At 61.9% G+C, this 18,352-nt stretch carries 14 protein-coding genes and 1 pseudogene; 5 read left to right on the top strand and 10 right to left on the bottom strand.

The window, feature by feature from the left end; all coding sequences use genetic code 11:
* Positions 1-118 precede the first annotated feature (118 nt).
* Positions 119-3,748 carry a tetratricopeptide repeat protein gene (locus tag EYW40_RS14650; protein ID WP_161973223.1) on the bottom strand — a complete coding sequence of 1,210 codons (3,630 nt, stop codon included), beginning with the start codon at positions 3,746-3,748 and terminating at the stop codon, positions 119-121.
* Positions 3,749-3,890: 142 nt separating this feature from the next.
* Positions 3,891-4,889 (bottom strand): hypothetical protein, encoded by a 999-nt coding sequence (locus EYW40_RS14645; protein ID WP_135822391.1) that lies wholly within the window; start codon positions 4,887-4,889, stop codon positions 3,891-3,893.
* Between the two features lie 75 nt (positions 4,890-4,964).
* Here EYW40_RS14645 and EYW40_RS20335 point away from each other — a divergent pair, with 75 nt between their 5' ends.
* Entirely contained in the window at positions 4,965-5,090 is a 126-nt protein-coding gene (locus EYW40_RS20335) for a hypothetical protein (protein WP_259370032.1), read from the top strand.
* A gap of 26 nt (positions 5,091-5,116) precedes the next feature.
* Here EYW40_RS20335 and EYW40_RS14635 read toward each other — a convergent pair.
* The 5 genes and pseudogenes from EYW40_RS14635 to EYW40_RS14615 form a co-directional block, all read right to left on the bottom strand.
* Positions 5,117-5,346, bottom strand: a pseudogene (locus tag EYW40_RS14635) (creatininase family protein); the annotation flags it as partial.
* 10 nt (positions 5,347-5,356) lie between these two features.
* Positions 5,357-7,471 carry a type B DNA-directed DNA polymerase gene (locus EYW40_RS14630; protein WP_135822390.1) on the bottom strand — a complete coding sequence of 705 codons (2,115 nt, stop codon included), beginning with the start codon at positions 7,469-7,471 and terminating at the stop codon, positions 5,357-5,359.
* Positions 7,468-7,722 carry a DUF8156 family protein gene (locus EYW40_RS14625; RefSeq protein WP_135822389.1) on the bottom strand — a complete coding sequence of 85 codons (255 nt, stop codon included), beginning with the start codon at positions 7,720-7,722 and terminating at the stop codon, positions 7,468-7,470. Before EYW40_RS14625 ends, EYW40_RS14630 begins: the two co-directional genes overlap by 4 nt.
* The gene (locus EYW40_RS14620; protein WP_135822388.1) at positions 7,722-8,426 is read right to left on the bottom strand and encodes a hypothetical protein; all 705 of its coding nucleotides are present in this window, start codon (positions 8,424-8,426) and stop codon (positions 7,722-7,724) included. Before EYW40_RS14620 ends, EYW40_RS14625 begins: the two co-directional genes overlap by 1 nt.
* 110 nt (positions 8,427-8,536) lie before the next feature.
* Complete coding sequence (locus tag EYW40_RS14615; RefSeq protein WP_135822387.1) at positions 8,537-9,544, bottom strand: Cdc6/Cdc18 family protein; 1,008 nt, start codon at positions 9,542-9,544, stop codon at positions 8,537-8,539.
* 250 nt (positions 9,545-9,794) lie between these two features.
* Here EYW40_RS14615 and EYW40_RS14610 point away from each other — a divergent pair, with 250 nt between their 5' ends.
* A complete protein-coding gene (locus tag EYW40_RS14610; RefSeq protein WP_135822386.1) occupies positions 9,795-10,310 on the top strand; it encodes a hypothetical protein in 516 nt (171 codons plus the stop codon).
* A gap of 61 nt (positions 10,311-10,371) precedes the next feature.
* Here the strand turns inward: EYW40_RS14610 and EYW40_RS14605 are convergent, their stop codons facing one another.
* The 3 genes from EYW40_RS14605 to EYW40_RS14595 form a co-directional block, all read right to left on the bottom strand.
* The gene (locus EYW40_RS14605) at positions 10,372-10,719 is read right to left on the bottom strand and encodes a DUF2892 domain-containing protein (RefSeq protein ID WP_135822385.1); all 348 of its coding nucleotides are present in this window, start codon (positions 10,717-10,719) and stop codon (positions 10,372-10,374) included.
* 56 nt (positions 10,720-10,775) lie between these two features.
* Complete coding sequence (locus tag EYW40_RS14600; protein ID WP_161973222.1) at positions 10,776-11,534, bottom strand: restriction endonuclease; 759 nt, start codon at positions 11,532-11,534, stop codon at positions 10,776-10,778.
* Positions 11,535-11,651: 117 nt separating this feature from the next.
* On the bottom strand, positions 11,652-12,350 hold the full coding sequence (locus EYW40_RS14595; RefSeq protein WP_237560622.1) for a DUF998 domain-containing protein: 699 nt from the start codon (positions 12,348-12,350) through the stop codon (positions 11,652-11,654).
* A 340-nt stretch (positions 12,351-12,690) separates the two neighbouring features.
* Between EYW40_RS14595 and EYW40_RS14590 the strand changes: the two genes are divergently transcribed.
* The 3 genes from EYW40_RS14590 to EYW40_RS14585 all read left to right on the top strand — a co-directional run bounded on the left by EYW40_RS14590 (position 12,691) and on the right by EYW40_RS14585 (position 18,329).
* Complete coding sequence (locus tag EYW40_RS14590; RefSeq protein WP_135822383.1) at positions 12,691-14,352, top strand: cellulase family glycosylhydrolase; 1,662 nt, start codon at positions 12,691-12,693, stop codon at positions 14,350-14,352.
* 750 nt (positions 14,353-15,102) lie between these two features.
* Entirely contained in the window at positions 15,103-15,258 is a 156-nt protein-coding gene (locus EYW40_RS19660) for a hypothetical protein (protein WP_161973221.1), read from the top strand.
* Positions 15,255-18,329 carry a PAS domain S-box protein gene (locus EYW40_RS14585; RefSeq protein WP_135822382.1) on the top strand — a complete coding sequence of 1,025 codons (3,075 nt, stop codon included), beginning with the start codon at positions 15,255-15,257 and terminating at the stop codon, positions 18,327-18,329. The genes EYW40_RS19660 and EYW40_RS14585 overlap by 4 nt, the downstream gene beginning before the upstream one ends.
* Positions 18,330-18,352 lie beyond the last annotated feature (23 nt).

The following is an 18,352-nucleotide window of genomic DNA, read 5'->3' as shown; positions in this document are numbered from 1 at the left end:
GCTGTTCACGACGGGTGGCCGCCTTGGTCTCGTCACTCGCCGGAACCGTCCAGCTTTGGGAGCTGAGAGCGAACCAGGTGACTTTGCTACGACGATAGCCAGTCCCTGTCCGCTGGTCTCAGTCGTCCTGCCCACTCTCGGGAGCGCAAGCGTCGCGGTGGTCACGAAACGTCTCCGTCAGGTCTGGCAGTTCCGCCTCGGAACAGAGTGCAACGGCGGTTTCGGCCCACTCTAGAGCGGCGGCCTCGTCGCCGGTCGCCCGACAGACCTCGATCAGGTCGTCCATCCGCTCCGCGGCGCGACGCCGGTCGCCGACCTCGCGATACTCCCCGACGCTCTCGCGATAGCGTTCACGCGCCCGTTCGAGCGCGTCTCGTTCGGTCGCGACGTCACCCAGCCCGGCGGTCGCGTCCGCGACGCCGCGCCGGTAGCCGAGATCCGCGTGGATCGCCCGCTGGTCGCGGAACCGATCGGCAGCGGCGTCGAGGTCCGCACGGTCGAGGGCGAGACGGCCCAGTCCACCGAGGACACGCCCCTCGTGACGGCGCATATTGTTCTCCTGTGCGAGCTCCAGGCTCCGTTCGAAGGCCCTCTCGGCGGCGTCGGTATCGCCGCCGGATCGGACGAGGTCACCGTACCCGTAGAGGGCCTTCGCCAACCCCGGGCGGTCGCCGACTTCGCGTTTGAGTTCGATACTTCGACGGTAGTAGCGCTCGGCGCGGTCATCGCCGCCCTGCTTGGCGGCGATTTCGGCGAGCAGTTTGAGTGACGACGAGATGTTCTGTCGGTTGCCAATCGCGCGATCGAGGGCGATGGTTTCGGTGAGTCGCTCCTCGGCGCTGGCCAGATCGCCGCGGGAGCGTTCGAGACGCGCCAGATAGTACAGCGTGTCCGAGTAGTCGCCGCAGGGCCCGAGGTCCTCGGCGACAGCGAGCGCCTCGTCGAGGTGCTCCTGTGCGCGCTCGTAATCGTCGTCGGTCATCGCGACCCACGCCAGGGAGTTCAGTGCGCCGACCTCGTGCCGGGGGTCGTCCCCGTCGCGGGCGGCCGCCAGGCTGCGGTCGAGGAACTCGCGTGCGGTCTCGGTCTCGCCGCGGTCGACCACGACCTCCCCCAGTCCCCGGTACCCCTCCGCGAGATACGTCGAGCGCGTCCCCTCGTCGGTCGCCTCCGCCGCGCGGTCACAGAGTATCGACAGTTCGGTCTCGCCGCGGTCGGCGTCGCCGTGGTCGTACCACATCTTCCCGCGACAGGAGATCGACTCGAGGCGGGCCGCCGTCGAACAGGCGTCCGGCAGGTCGATGCCCGAGTGTTTGGTCGTCCCGAAAAGCGGCGCGAGCGTCGAGTGGGAGAACGCGAGCCCGAAGAGCGATTCGACGAGTTCGTCGACCGATTCGGTCTCCGCCAGCCGACTGACTGACGGCGGTTCGAAACCGAGCCAATCGCTGACGTGTTCTCGCCTTTCGGGGTCGTCAGCGAGCGCGAGCACGGCGTTGATCGCACGTTCGAACAGCGCGACGGTTTCACGTTCGGCCCGGTCGGTCGCATGTTCGAGAAACCGGATAGCCCACCGCGGGTGTTGGGTCCGGTAAGTGTCCGAGTCCTCGCGTCGGAGGAGCAATCGGCCGTCGAGGTCGTCGAGCACTTCCTCGACGCGACGGTGGGCCCGGTCGGCGCGCTCGGCGTCGGCGCGCTCGGCTGCGACCGCGTGGACGAGCCCCGGCGTGACGGACCGCTCGGCGGCGGTAAGCACAGCCACGAGGAGCCCAACCTCGAGCGGAAGCGTCTCGTAGTCCTTCTCGGCGGCTCCCTCGGGAGGTGCGAGCGCGTCGTAAACGGCCCTGACGTCGCCCTCGAGCGCCGATGGCGCCGTTGCGTCGTCGAGCCACGGCGCCGAGATGGCGTGAGCGACGATCTGGTGGCTCAGCACGTACATCTCGCCGATCCCGTCTTCGGTCGTCACCCGGTCGTAGAGCGCGGCCGGGGAGAGCGGGACTTCCAGTCCGGTCGCGGCCTCGAACGCCGCGATCGCGCGGAGACACGTCCTCTCGTCGACGTCCGGGAGCCGGTGAGTCCTCAGCACACGCCGGGCGAGATCGCGCAACCGGGGGTCGGAGACATCGTCGACAGCACCGCGCCACGCCCCTTCACGCCCCTCGAGGAGGACGGTCACCTCCGGGTCGTCCCGTACTGTCCGCAGGAATTCGAGCGTTGGCTCCGTTACCGGGCCGGCGGCGTCCTCGACGACGACGAGCGCGTGGCCCTCCGCGGCTGTCACGACTCGTTTCAGGCCCGACAAGTCGCTACCGGACGTGTCCCCCTCTCGGTAGAAGACGGGGCCGTGACCGGCCTCCACCCATCGGCAGGCGACGCGGCGACAGACCGTGCTCTTCCCGGACCCCGGCGGACCCAATACGACGTGGTCGTCACCGGCCGCCAGACGGTCGACCAGTACCGAGGACACGACCGAACCGCTCGAACTCGCCCGGGGTTTGTCGGGTTCACCATCGCCTTCGCCCCCGCTTGTCTCCCCGTTCTCGCTTCCGACGCCGATAGCGACGCCGTCCTCGAATTCGGCTCGGTCTGACTGCGGGACATCAGGTGGGGTCGGTAGCGACCAGTCGCTGCCTGCTTCGAGACCGGCCTCGGTTTCGGATGGGGAGAACTCGCCGTCCAAGTCGCCGGGGTCTCGCAACCGTTTCGAGGCCGCGTCGCCGTTCGACTTGCCTTCGTCCAGAGATGGGTCGACCCGCCCGACAGCGTACCCGTAGTAGGCGTCGACGAGGTCGAACCCCAGTCTCCAGGCTGTCTCGGGTTCGCCGGGCGTGCACTCCGTGAAATACGCGCGGTCGAGGCGGGTCATACCGGCGTCGGCGAGGGCGCGGTGGGTCTGCATGTCGTCGGCCGGGAGCGGAGTGCTTGTATCACGATCGGCGGGAGGACTCACGAGGGATCTGGCGTTCTCTCCGAGGGAAGCGAACAGCGTGCGCGCTCGGTCGATCGCAGCGTCGGCGTCGTTTTCGATGGTCCCCGCCAGCGCCCCTTCGTCGTGGGTAGCGACGATGGCTGTCGCGCCGCCGTCCCGCGTCGATGCCGCCGCTGGATCCGCCGTCGGCGGGTCACTCGTCGAAAGGGCGACCACGAACGGCGGGACATCGGCGCGCCGGATCGTACACGACTCCGTGGCGAATAGGTCGCCGATCAGCGAGGGGAACTCCTCTCTGAGGCGGTCGGCTAGCGCGGGCGCGACCAACAGATCGGCGTCCAGTCCATCGGAAAGGACCCGCGCGTGGAGCAAGCGGAGGTGTCGCGAATCCGCAAGCGTTGGCAGCGCGACCTGATAGCGATCGGCCGTGCGGAGGTGTCGAGCGAGGCGTTCGAACAAACGGTGGGGGCGGTCGTCGGCCGTGGCGACCGTTCCCCCGGCGACGAGTTCCGGCGGAACGTCGCAGTCCGGCGGGAGGACGGAGAGCACCGCTTGTGCGTCGTCGACGGTCCGCTGGTCGGCGACGTAGGACCGATATCGGTGGGCCGCTACCCGCCCGGTCGGCGTCGTGACGTAGCCGTCGCCGACCCGGTCGACCAGACCCGCGGCTTCTAGGCGTCGAATTGCGCGGTCGACGGTCGACCGCGAACAGTCGAGGTCCGTCTCCAGTTGAGGCTTGTGAGCGGGCGACTCCGACAGCCGATCGAGAAACGCCAACCGTTCCTCGACGAGGGCTATCCACGGCACCTCGTCCGCGTCCATGCCTTCGGAATGAGAGGACGTCCCCTTAATGATAGGGTTCGCGACATTCGTCTTGGACGGGTGGAACGTCCCGTGAGAGGGCCAACGCTTCATCGTGGTTCAGGGCTGATGGTGGGTCACGCCCCGGTTTGGTCGGCCGTGATCACGACGTCTCCTGCGTCTCGACCGAACTGACGTTATCGATCCGTGATTCCTTACAAGCGAACGACTCGTCATCCGCCGTCTCGACGCCGCCGTTAAACCTCATCGTCCCCGTCGCCGCGGCACGCATATCCTCGCTTTGGCCGAGGAACTCGAACCGAAAGTCGACCGACTGGCCGGTGCAGGCGGTCTCCTCCGTCAACTCCTCGGATCGATAGAGACGCGTGGAACCCATCGTGAACGTCCCGGTCGACCCCGGCACCACGATATGTTCGAGGACCGGCCTGCTCTCCGTCTTGCGGAGTTCGTGGTCCGGCGTATCGGTTCGCTCTATCCCAATTCTTTTCCGCAACTGTTTCCTGGAGTAGAACTCGCTCGCAGCGGTCGTCGCGGGGTCGGTCGGCTCGTACCGGAGCGCCCGTGCGCGGATCAGGAACTGGCCCGTGTTTCGTACGGTTACGGCCACCTCTCCGTCCGCTATATCCACGGCAGTGATCTCGGCACTTCGTTCGACCGTCACCGGCCGCCGACCGACCTCGGTCGGTCTCTCGGCGTCGTCTTCGGGGATCCGGATCGCGACGAGTTCGTACTCGCCGCCCGGGAGATGTACCGTAAACTCCTCGCAGGACCCGCAGTCCCCGACCGTCGACACCGGTATCTCCGCGCTCCCGCGCGTCACCTCGACCTCCATGCGGTCCTGTCCGCTCGGGTCGACTACCTTGACCGCATCGGCAGTCTTGTCCTGGGCCATCGTCGCGGTTATCCTCTGGTTGTCAGCTTCCACCGAACTGAACGGGTCAGGGCCGCTGTCGGCGTTCCCGGCACCGCCGCTGGTGGCCCCATTACCGTCGCCGCCGCCGGAGCCGCTGATACACCCGGCCGCTGTGCCCACCGTGACGACGCCGGTGAGCGCGAGGTACCGGCGTCGGCTAAGCCCCCCACTCGAGCCAGTTACGTCAGACGATCGGTTCGCCCCTTCCGTCGGAGTCGCGTCTACCATCGACCGCAACGTAACCCAGTAGTATTGTTTTCTCACCGGGTGATATCGTCGCTCACGGCATGAGGTATATGCCGTGTGTTGTCAGCGCCAGGACTCAGCGGCGAGTGGGGCTTCGTAGCCGCGATCGACGACGTGCTGTTCGACACCGGCCAGTCCACTGCCGCCCTCGACAGCGCACGGTTCCTTCGCCTCGGGCAGTAATGTGCTGACCACTCGTCGCTCAACCAGACTGCCTCGCGTTCGGGTTTGATATGCTCGACGTACGTCTCCACGACGTTCTGGATTTCACTTCTCCTGCGTCGGTTGTTGCCTTCGCTGGATCACCGAGGACGCCGTTTTCGGTGATGGATTTGAATCCTTCACTTAGCAGCCGGGCCGTCGAGATATCGCCTTCAGGCCCGGGGTCGATGTTCTCCGTCCCAACGAGTCCTTCGTCAATGGCCAGTATCATTGCCGTCCGTACGGGTCTAAAACGCGGCGAGGCTCACGTCGTCGATATCGTTCAGGTACGTTTCGATCCGCTCCGCATCCCACCCAAACGGGGAGACAATACTTTCCGCCGCACGGACGAGTTGGCCCCTGTAGAATCCCGTATCGTACTCCGAAATATCCTCGAACTGTAATCTGACGCGGTCCCGCGATCGAGTGTCGTCGTTTACGACCACGTACTGGAGGGACTCACCGGGCTGTGGATCGAGTCCCTTCATCCGAGCACGTTCGAGCGCGGCAACCGTCTGGGTCCGCTGCGTGTACGCTTCGGGTGCTTTGGACGCCCGCTTCGTGATGACGAGTTCCTCGGGTGGAACATCTCCGGCTCGAAGTTCAGTTAGCGACCGCTGCAATCGATCGCAGACCGCTTCTGGATTTCGCTCGGTCTCGACGATCCGAATCAGGTCACGTTGGACTGCTTCGATGTACGGTGGGGTACTTCGCTGTCTGGCTTCGATCCCCCGGAGTTTGTACTCGTCTGTGTCGGCTACTTTCCCGAAATACTTCGTGAGAGCGCCGGCATTCGACGTCCGCTTCGGGACGAAACACACCCAGTCGTACCTGCTCTCACGTTCGAGAGTGATCCCGATATCGTCGGAGATCGCATCGGTGACCGACGAGAGCGGTGTCGTCTCCGTGTTGTCCATCGGCGTCACCCAGAGGCTGTCGACGATACCGTGGACGATCTCCCAGCCGTTGGCTTCCAGCCGTTCTTTCGATCGAAGCAGGATATCGCGAGCGACGGCGTTGATGGCTTCGTGGCATTCGATCCGGCCGAACTTCGCATTGCGGTAGCCCTGATAGCCGAAACAGGAGACGAGGATCCACTTGATCGCCGCCGAACGGGAGTTGAGTTCCGCTTCCCGTTCCGGGTCGTCCGTTTCGCGGAGTTGCTGTTTGATCGCAGCTCTGTCGTCCAACAGCGGTTGCAACACCGCCGGGAGGAAGCCGTCGTCGTCACAGACGTTATAGCCGAGTTCCGGGATATCGGTACGGTCACTGTGACAGTCGCAGCGGATCGTATCGGGGCTGATGTTCCACTCGCAGATGATCCGGGGATACAGCGACGAGAAGTCCACTTCGTACACGTTCTCGTGCAGCCCCACCTGCGGAGCGAACGTGAATCCACCGCGGTCGGCCGCGTGGAGCGTCCGGACATCTTTGAACTCCTCCGGTTCCCACTTGTCCCACGGGATCAGGACGTCCCGTTCGAGCGCTTCCCGGATCTGGATCGCCGTCAGCACTGTTCCGATGCTCGCCCACCCCAGCTCCTGCAGGGGTTTCCACGACCGGCTGACGAGGTCGACGAGACCGTTGAGGCTGGTTTCCGCCCAGAGGAAACTGTTCGAGGTATTGAGCAGGACACGGCCGGGCACGTCGTAGCGAGCGGGCGAGTGACCCACCTGGCCGTAGCTCACGTAGGTACTCTCGCCAGCGAGTTTGTCCCACCCGGTCTCACGGCCCAGTTGAAACTCCGAGAGTCCGACTTCGTCGGCCTGCTCATAGAGAACCGGCACGAGGTCCCCGTGAGAGACGATGAGGACATCGGGGTCGGTCGTCCGGACACGGTTGTAGACTGCTTGAAGCACGGCCGCCGGTGAGCCTGTGATCTCGTCACCGTCGACCGTCAGCGACGACACGTCCTTTGTGGCGAGTGCCTGGTCGCCGATCCGCAGCGACAAGGTCGACAGCGCATGGTCCGGCGTCGGGTCCGTGCCAGTCTCTACGCAGTATCGGAACTGTGGCGACAGGTCGACGTTGTAGAGCCGGAACGTCCCCGGAGCGTAGCTATCCCGTTCGTGAACCCCTCGCACCTCGGTAGCCACGGATCGGACGTCAGCGACGTGGTCGACATCGACGCGAAGGACGTCCGTTTTTGCGGTGTCTTGCAGGCTCGTGTACCAGCGTTCGATAGCGGTGGCCGTGACCTTCGGATCACGCTCCAATGCAGTCCGAAGGTCCGCTAGCGGCGTCTCCGGACCGTCGATGTACAGTGATGGCGTGTATCGTTCGTTCTCAGTGCGGCTGACACCGTCAGCAGTCCGATCCCACTCGACACACGTCCCGTTCCGAAACTCGACTTTGAACGTCATCGCTGCGCCTCGTCGAGTTGCGTTCGGAGTTCCCGGATCTCACGTTCCTGTGCGAGGAGCATCGACAGGATGATCGCGACCTCCGGGTCGGTCGCGTTCATGTAGCCTGCCGCGTCCGCGTGGGACTCGGCGTGCTCGAACAGGCGGTCGAAGTGTGGTTTGTCCTGTCGTCGCAACCCTCGGCGGAACGGTTGCCACTGCGATCGAAACGTCTGCAGGAAATCGCGGAAGGTGGGGTTCGTGCGCCCCATCAGACCACCTCCAGTTCCGTAATCGGCGTCTCGGGGCGCGGCCGAACCGTGTCCGTCTCCGAGACGGCACCGAACAGGTCGACCCAGTAGGGGATCGTCGTCTGCCAGAAGCCGTCGTGCCAGTAGACGTCCGTCGTGAAGTCCTCGCTGGAGTACTGGAGCCCGAGTCCCGTCTTGCGGCAGTTGATCTCGTGGTCGACGTACTCGGCGACGAGTTCGCCGTGATCGCTCCCAGTATTGGCAGTGATGACGACGGGGATGTCGAGCGTCTCGGCGAGTTCTGCCAGGATCGCGAGCGCCGATTCGAGTAGATCCGCCGCTTCGTGGTCGGGCACATCGTCGTCGCGATACAGCGACGGGAGGCAGGGCACTGCGACGGCTGCCGTGTTCGGCGTGACGACGCGAGCGGTCCGCCGGACCAGCGAGTGGTGCTGATACGCGGTGAACGCACGAGCGATCCGGAGACCGGACAGGTCGGTTCGGTCACCCGCGAGTTCGTAGAACGCGTACGTCGTGGCGTTGTTTCGGGCATCGATCCAGTATGCGTTCCCGGATTCGTCCGCGAAGTCAGTCAGGACGAGCTGGTGGAGTGCGACCGACCGGTCCGCGGGGCCATCGAGAAGCGTCACGCCTGGCTTGAGATCCGGTACCTGGTCGGGGAGCTGGACGTCCGTGGAACGGTTGGCTGGTTGTCGAAATCCCATACGGGAACCAAACGCGACACCGTGCAAAAGCGGAGGTGTGGTGTTTCCGGAACTTCCGTTTCCGAGGACTCACACCGTCATGTGGCCGTGAGCGCGTCCTGCTCGATAGCTCACTGCGTGTTGAGCCTGTACTCCCGTCCGCGCTTTTCGCCCTCAGACTCAATGAGGTCGTAGTGAACCATCTTCTGCAGATAGTTTCGGACGGTCCGCTTCGTTTTCGGATCCGAAACCGCCCCCTCGTAGCGGTCGTACAACTCCCCCGGCGTGATGACTTCGGCGTCCGCGACGATGTCGTAGACGGTCTGTTGATGCTCGTTGAGCTTCTCGATGTTCTGCTGGTGGAGTTCCGACCGTGCTGCCGGGATAGCTTGCGTGATAGTGGTATCGGCGATGGAGTCAGCACCGTCCTGTTCGGCCTGCCGGGCCGCCGACCGCAGAATTCCGATGGCAACACGGGCGTCGCCTGCCGCGGCGTCGGCGATCGTTTCGAGCTGCCGCGTGCTGATGGCGTCGTGCGTGAACCCCCACTCCACGCGGTCGCTGAGGATCCCGACCAGTTCGTCGTTCGAGTAGGCGTCGAACTGGAGCCGGTGGCTGCTCTGGAGGCGGCTGTTCACCCGCTGGTCCATGCCGGCGAACAGCTCCAGTTCCTCGTTTGCGATCATGATCATCGTGATGTTCCGGAGCGTGTAGAGGTCGTAGAGGACGTCCATATCTTCGAGTTGGTCGACCTCGTCGAGAATGACCACGTACGGCATGTCGTCGTACTCCCGGAGGCGCTCGAACAGTTCGTCCCGTGGCGTGCTCTGCCGGTGAATGTCGAGCGTGCTGTCGATGCCTTCGAGCATCCGATAGAGTACGCGAAAGCGGTTGTAGTCCTGCCAGCAGTTGATGTACTGGTACTGGATATCCAGCAGTTCTTCGCGCAGTTTCTCCAGCGAGTATCGTGCGACACAGGTCTTGCCCGCTCCAGTGGGGCCGAAGATAAAGACGTTGTCCGGTTGCTGGCCGTCCAGGATCGGCCGGAGCGCGTCCGAGAGCCGGTTCATCTCGGCGTGGCGGTGCTCGATCTCCTTGGGGATGAACTCCTGCTGGAGAACCCGAGCATCCTGTATCATACCTCCGTCATCCGTGTCGGGCGACATAAACGGAATGGGGGTGTTTCCGTTTCTTCCGAAACGATGGTTGCTCCGTTCCACAATACTACCGATACGATCATCATGTCGGATGGCGTCATTCATGACCCCGGATCTTGAGTTCAGGTTTGGCTTCTGTCGGTCATCGGTGGCTTGATCGTAAGTGTCCTCTACTACATTTTGACGGTGCAGTACTCCGTGCTAGAAAACGAGGAAGGAACCAACAGAAGTGATGACTGAGTGGCTAGTCCGGTCAAACACCAAGACAGACGAGTACTCCGAGAGGCCCAGATCGAATTTTGTAATGGACGGAATCACACAGAAAGAATTTAATTCGACCCTGTCAAGCCATGATGTGAATCGACGGAGCTTCATTGGGGCCAGTGTGGTGGGGGCAACGGCTCTATCCGGTTGTTTGTTTGATGATAGCGGAACGGCTGGTGAGACAGCTAAGACTAGCTCTGGAAATCACGTTGAACTGTTAGTGGATCAAAGCCGGTCGAATGATGCCAAAGTGAAGGTATTGGTGGATTCGGAAGAGGTGTTTTCCGACGTCTTAGAACCTGACGAGGATGTGACCGTCGACACGGGCATATCCGACCCTGGAAACTATCACTTCGAAGTCCACGTCGACGACACAGAAGCGGCGTCCAGCGATATCTCCATAGACGAGAATTTTCTCGAAGGCGGTAATAAGGTGATTCTGCATATTAGGTCGGATGAGACGGCGATAAAGTGGGAAGTCTGAGAGACGGGCGTTCGATAGTCCTGTCTTGTCCAAGCCCCGGGTCAGAGTCGGATGGGATCAATTATTCAGACGGTTGCTTGCAGGTATCGTGGACGATTTCGTCGTTCTCGTTTGGACCCCGCCCTTGCCCCACGTGGATCGGTTCACCACAGGCAGCACAGGTCAATTCGCCTTCCCCGGATTCGTCACCCGGAGAACCAGTCTCGGAGGAACTGATATCGAAAGTCTCCCCCAACGTCTCGGACTCGCCCTGCATCCGATAGCTGACGCCGATAGCACCGAGCCCCGCCAGTAACCCGCGCAATCGCTTCCCCTTCCGGAAGGAACTGATCGCGACAATCGCCAACACAACCGCGAGACCGGTTTGGACAAGTTCCTCGTGATCGTCGTAATACGCTGTGAACCCCATATTGCAAAGATCGGCCTCGAGAGGCTTCTACGTTGTCCTCGATAAGATAGGGAAAGTCAGCTCTTCCACTCCGAGGCCGTCTTTTTCTCGTCTTTGCCGAGTGCATTCCACTTCGTCGAGGCGATGATCCCCGTCTTCTTCACCCACTTCGTCCCGCAGTCTTCACAGACGAGCAGTGGATCCGTGTTCGCGGTTTTCCCCTTCCAGATCGATCTATAACTGCTGCAGTACGGACAGCTCTTTCCTAATTTGGTCGTCCGTTCGTCCTTCTCGAATCGGTCGGGCAACGCCGACGGATCGGCCGATGTACTACTTCCCGTAGCGTCCGTGCTACTAGTGGCCGACCGCGATGCGCGTGAATTCTGGTCTGTGGACGACCCCTCAGACTTGTCTGTCGTAGTGGCACTACTCGAACGGGGTGTCTTCGTCTGATCGCCAAAGTACGCAGACACGATCCCGTCGGAATCGAGGTCAGCAATCACGTCCGCGAGATCCGGGCCATCGATGAGTTTCACGTTCAGGTCGTTCGCTGTCCGCTCGGCCTGGGACGTAAACGAACTCGTGGTGATGACGATGACTGCATCGACGTCGTCTTCCTGCCGTTTGAGACTGCTGTACTGCTGAATGTCGGGACTCCCGATCTTGTTGTCGGCGGCGTACCGCTTCGCTTGAATGAGCTGTTTTTGCCTGAACGGGCTCTGTTTCCGGGCGATCACGTCGATCCCCCGGTCGCTAGAGCCCGTTGTCACGGTTGTCTGCCAGCCCCGTTCCGCCCAGATGTCAGCGACCAACTCCTCGAAGTCGTATTCGTCCATGCGGCGTAACTGAGAGAGAAGTTGCGACCGAGTCGGATTCATTCGGTAGTTCGCCTGAATCCGTCGCACGATACAAAGCGTTACTCTTTGAGGACTATTTACCAGGGAAACACGAGTTCACTCCGTAGAAAGTTCGCCAGTTGCGATCGGGCTTGCCAACAGATAGCCACCGAAAGCGAGTACCCAGATGATGAGCGGATACGCCACCCAGCGCTCGATGCCACCGGAGCCGAGAAATGCGAGTGGATGCGGGGCACCGATAACCAGCCCGTAGACGAAGACACTGGTCAGCGTGAGCAGGGAGATACCGCCGAAGAGCCAACAGAGAACGGAGAACGGTCCGGTCACGACTTGCGAGGAGAGCACGACAGTAATGCCGCCGGTGAAGAAGGTAAGCAAGGCAAACAACCCATGCCAGGGAGTGATATTGCCCGGGAAAACCCCGACGCCGAACGCCCCAAATCCGAACAGAGTGAGTGCCACGGGGAAGCTACGCCCATCCACGAACCGGTAACTGAAGAACGCCCCAATCAGCAGGAGTCCCCCTGTTACCAGCATCGTCGTGTTGAATATCGTCGCTGACGGCTCGTGGATGATCGGATTCGGTGGTATCGTCGATCCCAAGTCACTGATGTCCTGTCTCGTCGAATACTCGGGGTAGAGCACTTCGGCGGTGGTGATTCCCATAAACGCGATGAACCCAGCCAGCACCATGCAAACCCCCGCGATCGTTGCGTTTCTATTTCGGGCCGGTGCCGACGGACCGCTATCCAAGGAATTCATCTGACGATATTCCAGTCCAACTGCAATACTCATGAACGTACGTCACAGCTGGTTCTGCATCGTTGCCATTCGGTAGCCGACTAGTTGCAGATCAAAAGCCGACAGTGGGAATTCTCCCAAGCAGATTTGCAACCCCCTCGATTGCTAATAGTGGGTCGTGGTGGAGATGTTCGATCCATACGTCTAACTGGCACAGTCTGTCCGAAAGGTGATGTGACCAGACCTCACTGGCCTCGGGTCGGATGTCCCCCGCCTTTCTGTTACGTGATTCCCACCGAATATACCTGACAGGCTGGTTCTGACGCCGATATAAGATCCGACCGATCTCCCGACTGACCGAGATTATTTGTACCCTCGATTTGATAGATACGCTATGAAGCGACGTCGGTTCCTCGCGGTTGCAACTCTCTCTACGAGTCTTTTAGCGGGATGTGAGTCCAATCCCGACACGGAAACGGACGAGGACACGACGACCCAGACTGATACGACGAGAAGTACGTCGACGACAACGACAGCCCCCGCGGACGCTGAATTCGTGTTCGGACAGCCTACCTACCCCGCCGATATTGCTCCCGGTGAGACGTTCGAGATCCGCACGCCAGTAACGAATTCGGGTGAGAGCGCCGGGTCAAGCACTGTCTCGCTGGCCCTCGGTGAAACCGAACACTCGAAGCCGGTCGACCTCGACCCGGGCGAGACAGCGACACTCTCCTTTACGATCGATGGCGGTCTCGTGGCCGGCACCCATCCGTTCACCATCCAGGCGGGCGAGAACGGCCAAGCGGTTCGTGGTGATCTGGAAGTCGGAGGCGAGGTTCCAAAACTCGACCACTTCATTCAGACTGAGGGCCGGAACTTCGTCCGGGACGGGGAACCGTTCTATTTCAGCGGCGGGAACAACGACATGGTCCGACGAGCGCCCCAGTGGTACGTCGACAGGGTGTTTGCCGAGGCGTCCGACCTCGGGCTAACGGCACTTCGGACGTGGGTGTACGCCGGCAAGTGCTTCGTCGGCGCCTGTAAAGGGAATAACAACAAAGTACTTCCCGAACCCGCTGATGACGGTTCGGACGCCGTCGAGTCGTTGCCGCCGCTCAACGAAACCGTGATGCGGAAGTTGGACTACGCCATCTACAAGGCAAACGAAACCGGCGTTCGATTGGTTCTGCCGCTCCTGAGCAACACCGACAGCCACACCGGCATCACCGATTTCGTTCACTACACCGCATCGGCGTCGAGTCACGACGACTTCTACACCGACCCCAACTGCCGGGCGCTCTACAAGGAGTACGTCGAGGCGGTGCTGACGCGGGTGAACGTCTTCACCGGCCGTGAATATCGCAACGACCCCGGGATCATGATGTGGGAACTCGTGAACGAACCCGACCTCCTGGACAACGACGGAGCGACGTCGATCATGCAGGACTGGATCGAGGAGATGGCACCGTTCATCAAATCCATCGACGGGAATCACCTTCTCTCGACCGGGGAGATCGGCTACTACGAGGAATCGAGGGACAAGAGCCTGCCGGGGAAATCGGATCAGGGGATGGACTTCATCGAGAATCACCAGCCCGATGCGATCGACGCGGCCACGTTCCACATGTATCTCAACAAAAACGGGCTGCTGGCCGAAGACGAGGACGGTGTCCCGCGATGGAAAACGTGGGTCGAGAACCACGCCAGCGATGCGCACGAAACCCTCGAAAAGCCGCTGTATGCGGGTGAGGTCGCGCCGAGTAACGACGACGGGGAGTTCCGGGTCGATCGTCGGGACGACGACTGGAAAGCCCAAGACGAGAAGCGGGCCGACAAGTACCGCGAGATATTCGACGAGTTCCTGGCCCACGACGTGAACGGGGCGCTCAACTGGACGTTCATGATCCCGTTTGATTTCGCGACTGATCCGGTCGATGACCCGGAGCAATGGAACGCGAGCGTCAGTGTGTATCCGGACGACCAATTCACGTGGGCAGTGCTTCAGGACTATGCGAACACGGTCAATGGGCTGTCTTCCGGTTCAGTTGACGAATAGGGGGGTCCACCGACCAGCGATACTGTCCGAAACAGTGCTGCGCGAATAAACTCGGATAGACTGTGATTCTACAGGTCCCGGGCGTTCGACGCCGGTAATCGGACCATTCTTACCACGCAGAACGTTGTAGCGCGGCCGGCGTGGGAATGTTAGCTCCGACGACCCGTGACTGGGTCGTACTGGCGGTAGTCTATGGGGTGGGGTTCCTGATTGTCGTCGTGGGGGTCGGGATGCTCAATACCGGCGGGGAAAGTCGGATTACTGGCGTGATTGTCCTTGCGCACAGCCTGCTCGTCTTTCCACAAACTCGCCCCTACATCCTCAGCCTGATCGAGTCAATCGGACCTTGAGGGCTCGCCGGGACACCGTGTTGAGAGGGGAATAGGTCCCCAGAATCCGACACTGGGACCGACAATCCACCGAGCGGCCAAGGTGTGGATCAGTTCGGCATTCAAGCCGGCAACCAATCATCAGCTAGTTACATTAGTTGCATGGAACACAGTACCGTCGAATCGGAGGCGTTTGCCGAATAGCGGGCACGTGTACGGCGATCAGATATCGTCCGAAAACCGTGAGATTGTGACAACCTCTATCCCAACAGAGCTATGTCACGTGGGGTGCTATATACGGTACTACTCGAACACGCTGTGGATGCGCGGGGCCCGTTTCTCTCAGACACCAGCAGTTCCTAACCGCGTTCACATCCGTGTCCAAAGCTTCACACCCATGGTAACCACGCACCCAAGCCGCATGTTCGAACGCGGCGACGCTCCCACGCTGTGCGCGACGATCCCCGCACGGCTCGGCACCGATTCGCAGTTCCCGTTCCCGACAGACGACGCTGTACGTGTGACGACCGACAACGGCCGGCTTGGCATCACGCCAGCCAAAGGGGACGCCCGATGAGCGTCCTCTCACCGCTCGCAGACACCGCGACGGAGACGAAAAGGGTCCTGCACGTCGACGACGAGCCCGGACTCGCGGACTTGACCGCGACGTTCCTCGAACGCGAACGGGACACGCTCTCCGTCGAAACGGCCAGCAACGCCACCGAGGGATTGGAACTCCTTGCCGAGACGGACTACGACTGCATCATCTCGGACTACGACATGCCCGGGCGGAACGGCATCGAGTTCCTCCAAGCCGTCCGCGAAGACCATCCGGATCTCCCCTTCATCCTCTTTACCGGCAAGGGGTCGGAGGAAGTCGCCAGTGACGCGATCTCCGCCGGGGTGACCGACTACCTCCAGAAGGAAGGCGGAACGGACCAGTACTCGGTGCTGGCCAATCGCGTCGGGAACGCTATCGAACACTATCACTCCCAGCAGATGATCGAGCGGAGCGAGGAGCAACTCAGGGAGATCATTGACGCGCTCCCGCAGTTCCTGTACGTCGTTGACGAAGACGGCCGGTACCTGCTCGCGAACGAGGCCCTCGCCGACTTTCACGATATGATGGTCCAGGAGATCGAGGGAGCACACGTCGCCGACCTGCTCGATGGGGATATTGCCGACCGGTTTCAGGCGAGGATACACGACGTACTCGCGTCCGAGGAGCGGACGCGGTACGACGAGGTTGAAATCCCGGATTCCCGTGGGGAGCCCCACGTCATCGAGCCACGGGTTCTCCCCTACGAACTCCACGGAACCGACAGACGGGCGGTTCTCGGAGTCGGCACCGATGTGACCGAGCGCATAGAACGGGAACGCGAGTTGGAGCGATACGAGGCCTACCTCGAAGGATCGACGGATATCATCACAGTCCTCGGTGAGGACGGGACTGTGAAATACCAGAGCCCGTCACTCACGCGGATTCTGGGATACGAACCCGGGGAGCTACTCGGCGAAAACGGCTTCGATTACATCCACCCCGACGATCTGAATGATACCTACGAGTCGTTTACCGAACTCATTGGGAATCCCGGGGGGACGATAACCGAGGAAACCCGGTTCCGAACGGCCGACGGCGAGTGGCGCTGGCTCGAGATCCGTGGGACGAACCACCTCGAAAACCCGCCGATCGGGAGCATCATCACGAACAACCGGGACATCACGGAGCGGAAACAGCGGGAGCAGGAACTCCGCCGGAAGGAGCGCCGCTATCAGGCCGTGTTCAACGACCCGAACATCCTCGTCGGACTGATCGACACCGACGGCAACGTCCTCAACATCAACCGGACAGCCATGGCGTACGTCGATGCAACGCCCGACGAGGTCACCGGCATGCCGTTCTGGAAAACCCCCTGGTTCGCACACTCCGAATCGCTCCAGGACGACGTCCGGGACTGGATCGACCGCGCCGCACGCGGCGAGTACGTCGAGTTCGAAGCCGACCTCGTACGCCCGAGTGGCGAACCCTACACCATCGAGGGAGTGATCAGGCCAGTCACAGACGATGCGGGTGAGGTCGTGTCGCTGCTCATCTCCGACCGTGACATCACCGAACGCAAGCAACGCGAGACGAGTCTCACAGCCCTCAACGAGACCACGCACTCCCTGATGACCGCCGACACGCGTGAGGAGATCGGCGAGATCGGGGTCGAAGCCGCAGCCACGATCCTGGGATTGGACGCGAGTACGATCCACGTCTTTGACGGCGAGGCGGACGCGCTCGTCCCCATCGCGGCAACGGACTACGCCCGCGATCTCGTCGGCGACATTCCGACATTCAGGAGAGGGGACAGCATCGCCGGGCGTGTCTACGACCGAGGGGAGACGCTTGCGCTCGACGACGTCCGCGACGACCCCGACATCTACAACCCGGAAACGCCGGTTCGTAGCGAGCTTATCGTCCCGCTTGGCGACTACGGCATCCTCATGGCCGGGTCGGAGACCCCTGAGGCGTTCGATCGGCAGGATATCGCCTTCAGTGAGATCCTGGCGGATGCCATCGCCGCGGCGTTCGAGCAGACCGAACGGACCGAGCAGCTCCGGTTCCGCGAACAGGAACTCGAAGCGGCGAACACGCTCCTCTCGACGCTGTTCGAGACGCTTCCAGTCGGCGTTACGATCCTCAACTCCGATGGCGAAATCATGCAGGCGAATCAGCGCGGGGAGGAAGTACTCGGGCTCACTGAAGCTGAGATCACGGAGCGAACGTATGACGATCTGGCGTGGCAGATCGTTGACGAGGACGGCGAGCCGATCCCGAACGACGAACTCCCGTTCGCGCGGGTGGAACGGACCGGTGAGACGGTTCTCGACTACGAACACGGGATCGTGTGGCCCGACGGGACGGAACGATGGCTGTCGGTCAATGCGGCCCCGCTCACAGCTGATACGGCGGGGAACGAACAGGTCGTTACCGCGATCTCCGATATCACCGCCCAACGTGACCAAGCGCGAACGCTCAGGCGACAAAACGAGCGCTTGGAGGAGTTCGCGAGTATCGTGTCCCACGACCTCAGGAACCCGTTGAACGTCGCGGAGGGGCACGTAGAACTGGCCCGGGAGGAGTGCGACAGTGACCACCTGGACGCTGTTGCTCAGGCGCACGGACGCATGGACACGCTGATCACTGATCTCCTCACGCTGGCACGGGAAGGCGTGGGGACGGGCGACGTCGAGTCAGTCGATCTCGGGACGCTCGTCCAGAACTGCTGGCAGAACGTAGCGACCGCCGAGACGTCCCTGCGAACCGACCTCGACCGGCGAATTCGGGCCGACGGAACTCGGCTCCAGCAACTCCTGGAGAACCTCATGCGAAACGCGGTCGAACACGGCGGCGACGATGTCGTGGTCACGGTCGGAGAGCTGGATGACGGGTTCTACATCGAAGACAACGGGCCTGGCATCGCCGAGGACGCGCGCCAGGAGGTATTCGAGACGGGCTACTCGACGGCCGAGGATGGGACCGGGTTCGGACTGGCGATCGTAAAGCAGGTCGCTGAGGCACACGACTGGGGGGTGCGAGTGACCACCGGTACAGAGGGCGGGGCGCGATTCGAGATCTCCGGTGTCGAGTTCGTGACCGAGTAATCCCCCGAGAGGTTCTACAGGAT

The organism is Halostella litorea (genome assembly GCF_004785955.1).
Lineage (GTDB): Archaea > Halobacteriota > Halobacteria > Halobacteriales > Natronoarchaeaceae > Halostella > Halostella litorea.
This window is presented reverse-complemented; position numbering and strand designations above follow the sequence as displayed.

What these genes read in the sequence shown, in the direction of transcription:
- EYW40_RS14615 (WP_135822387.1), bottom strand. Translation starts at nt 9,544, where the DNA reads ATGATACAGGATGCTCGGGTTCTCCAGCAGGAGTTCATCCCCAAGGAG.
- EYW40_RS14650 (WP_161973223.1), bottom strand. Translation starts at nt 3,748, where the DNA reads ATGGACGCGGACGAGGTGCCGTGGATAGCCCTCGTCGAGGAACGGTTG.
- EYW40_RS14605 (WP_135822385.1), bottom strand. Translation starts at nt 10,719, where the DNA reads ATGGGGTTCACAGCGTATTACGACGATCACGAGGAACTTGTCCAAACC.
- EYW40_RS14645 (WP_135822391.1), bottom strand. Translation starts at nt 4,889, where the DNA reads ATGGTAGACGCGACTCCGACGGAAGGGGCGAACCGATCGTCTGACGTA.
- EYW40_RS14600 (WP_161973222.1), bottom strand. Translation starts at nt 11,534, where the DNA reads ATGGACGAATACGACTTCGAGGAGTTGGTCGCTGACATCTGGGCGGAA.
- EYW40_RS14595 (WP_237560622.1), bottom strand. Translation starts at nt 12,350, where the DNA reads ATGAGTATTGCAGTTGGACTGGAATATCGTCAGATGAATTCCTTGGAT.
- EYW40_RS14630 (WP_135822390.1), bottom strand. Translation starts at nt 7,471, where the DNA reads ATGACGTTCAAAGTCGAGTTTCGGAACGGGACGTGTGTCGAGTGGGAT.
- EYW40_RS19660 (WP_161973221.1), top strand. Translation starts at nt 15,103, where the DNA reads ATGTTCGAACGCGGCGACGCTCCCACGCTGTGCGCGACGATCCCCGCA.
- EYW40_RS14610 (WP_135822386.1), top strand. Translation starts at nt 9,795, where the DNA reads ATGACTGAGTGGCTAGTCCGGTCAAACACCAAGACAGACGAGTACTCC.
- EYW40_RS14625 (WP_135822389.1), bottom strand. Translation starts at nt 7,722, where the DNA reads ATGGGGCGCACGAACCCCACCTTCCGCGATTTCCTGCAGACGTTTCGA.
- EYW40_RS14585 (WP_135822382.1), top strand. Translation starts at nt 15,255, where the DNA reads ATGAGCGTCCTCTCACCGCTCGCAGACACCGCGACGGAGACGAAAAGG.
- EYW40_RS14590 (WP_135822383.1), top strand. Translation starts at nt 12,691, where the DNA reads ATGAAGCGACGTCGGTTCCTCGCGGTTGCAACTCTCTCTACGAGTCTT.
- EYW40_RS14620 (WP_135822388.1), bottom strand. Translation starts at nt 8,426, where the DNA reads ATGGGATTTCGACAACCAGCCAACCGTTCCACGGACGTCCAGCTCCCC.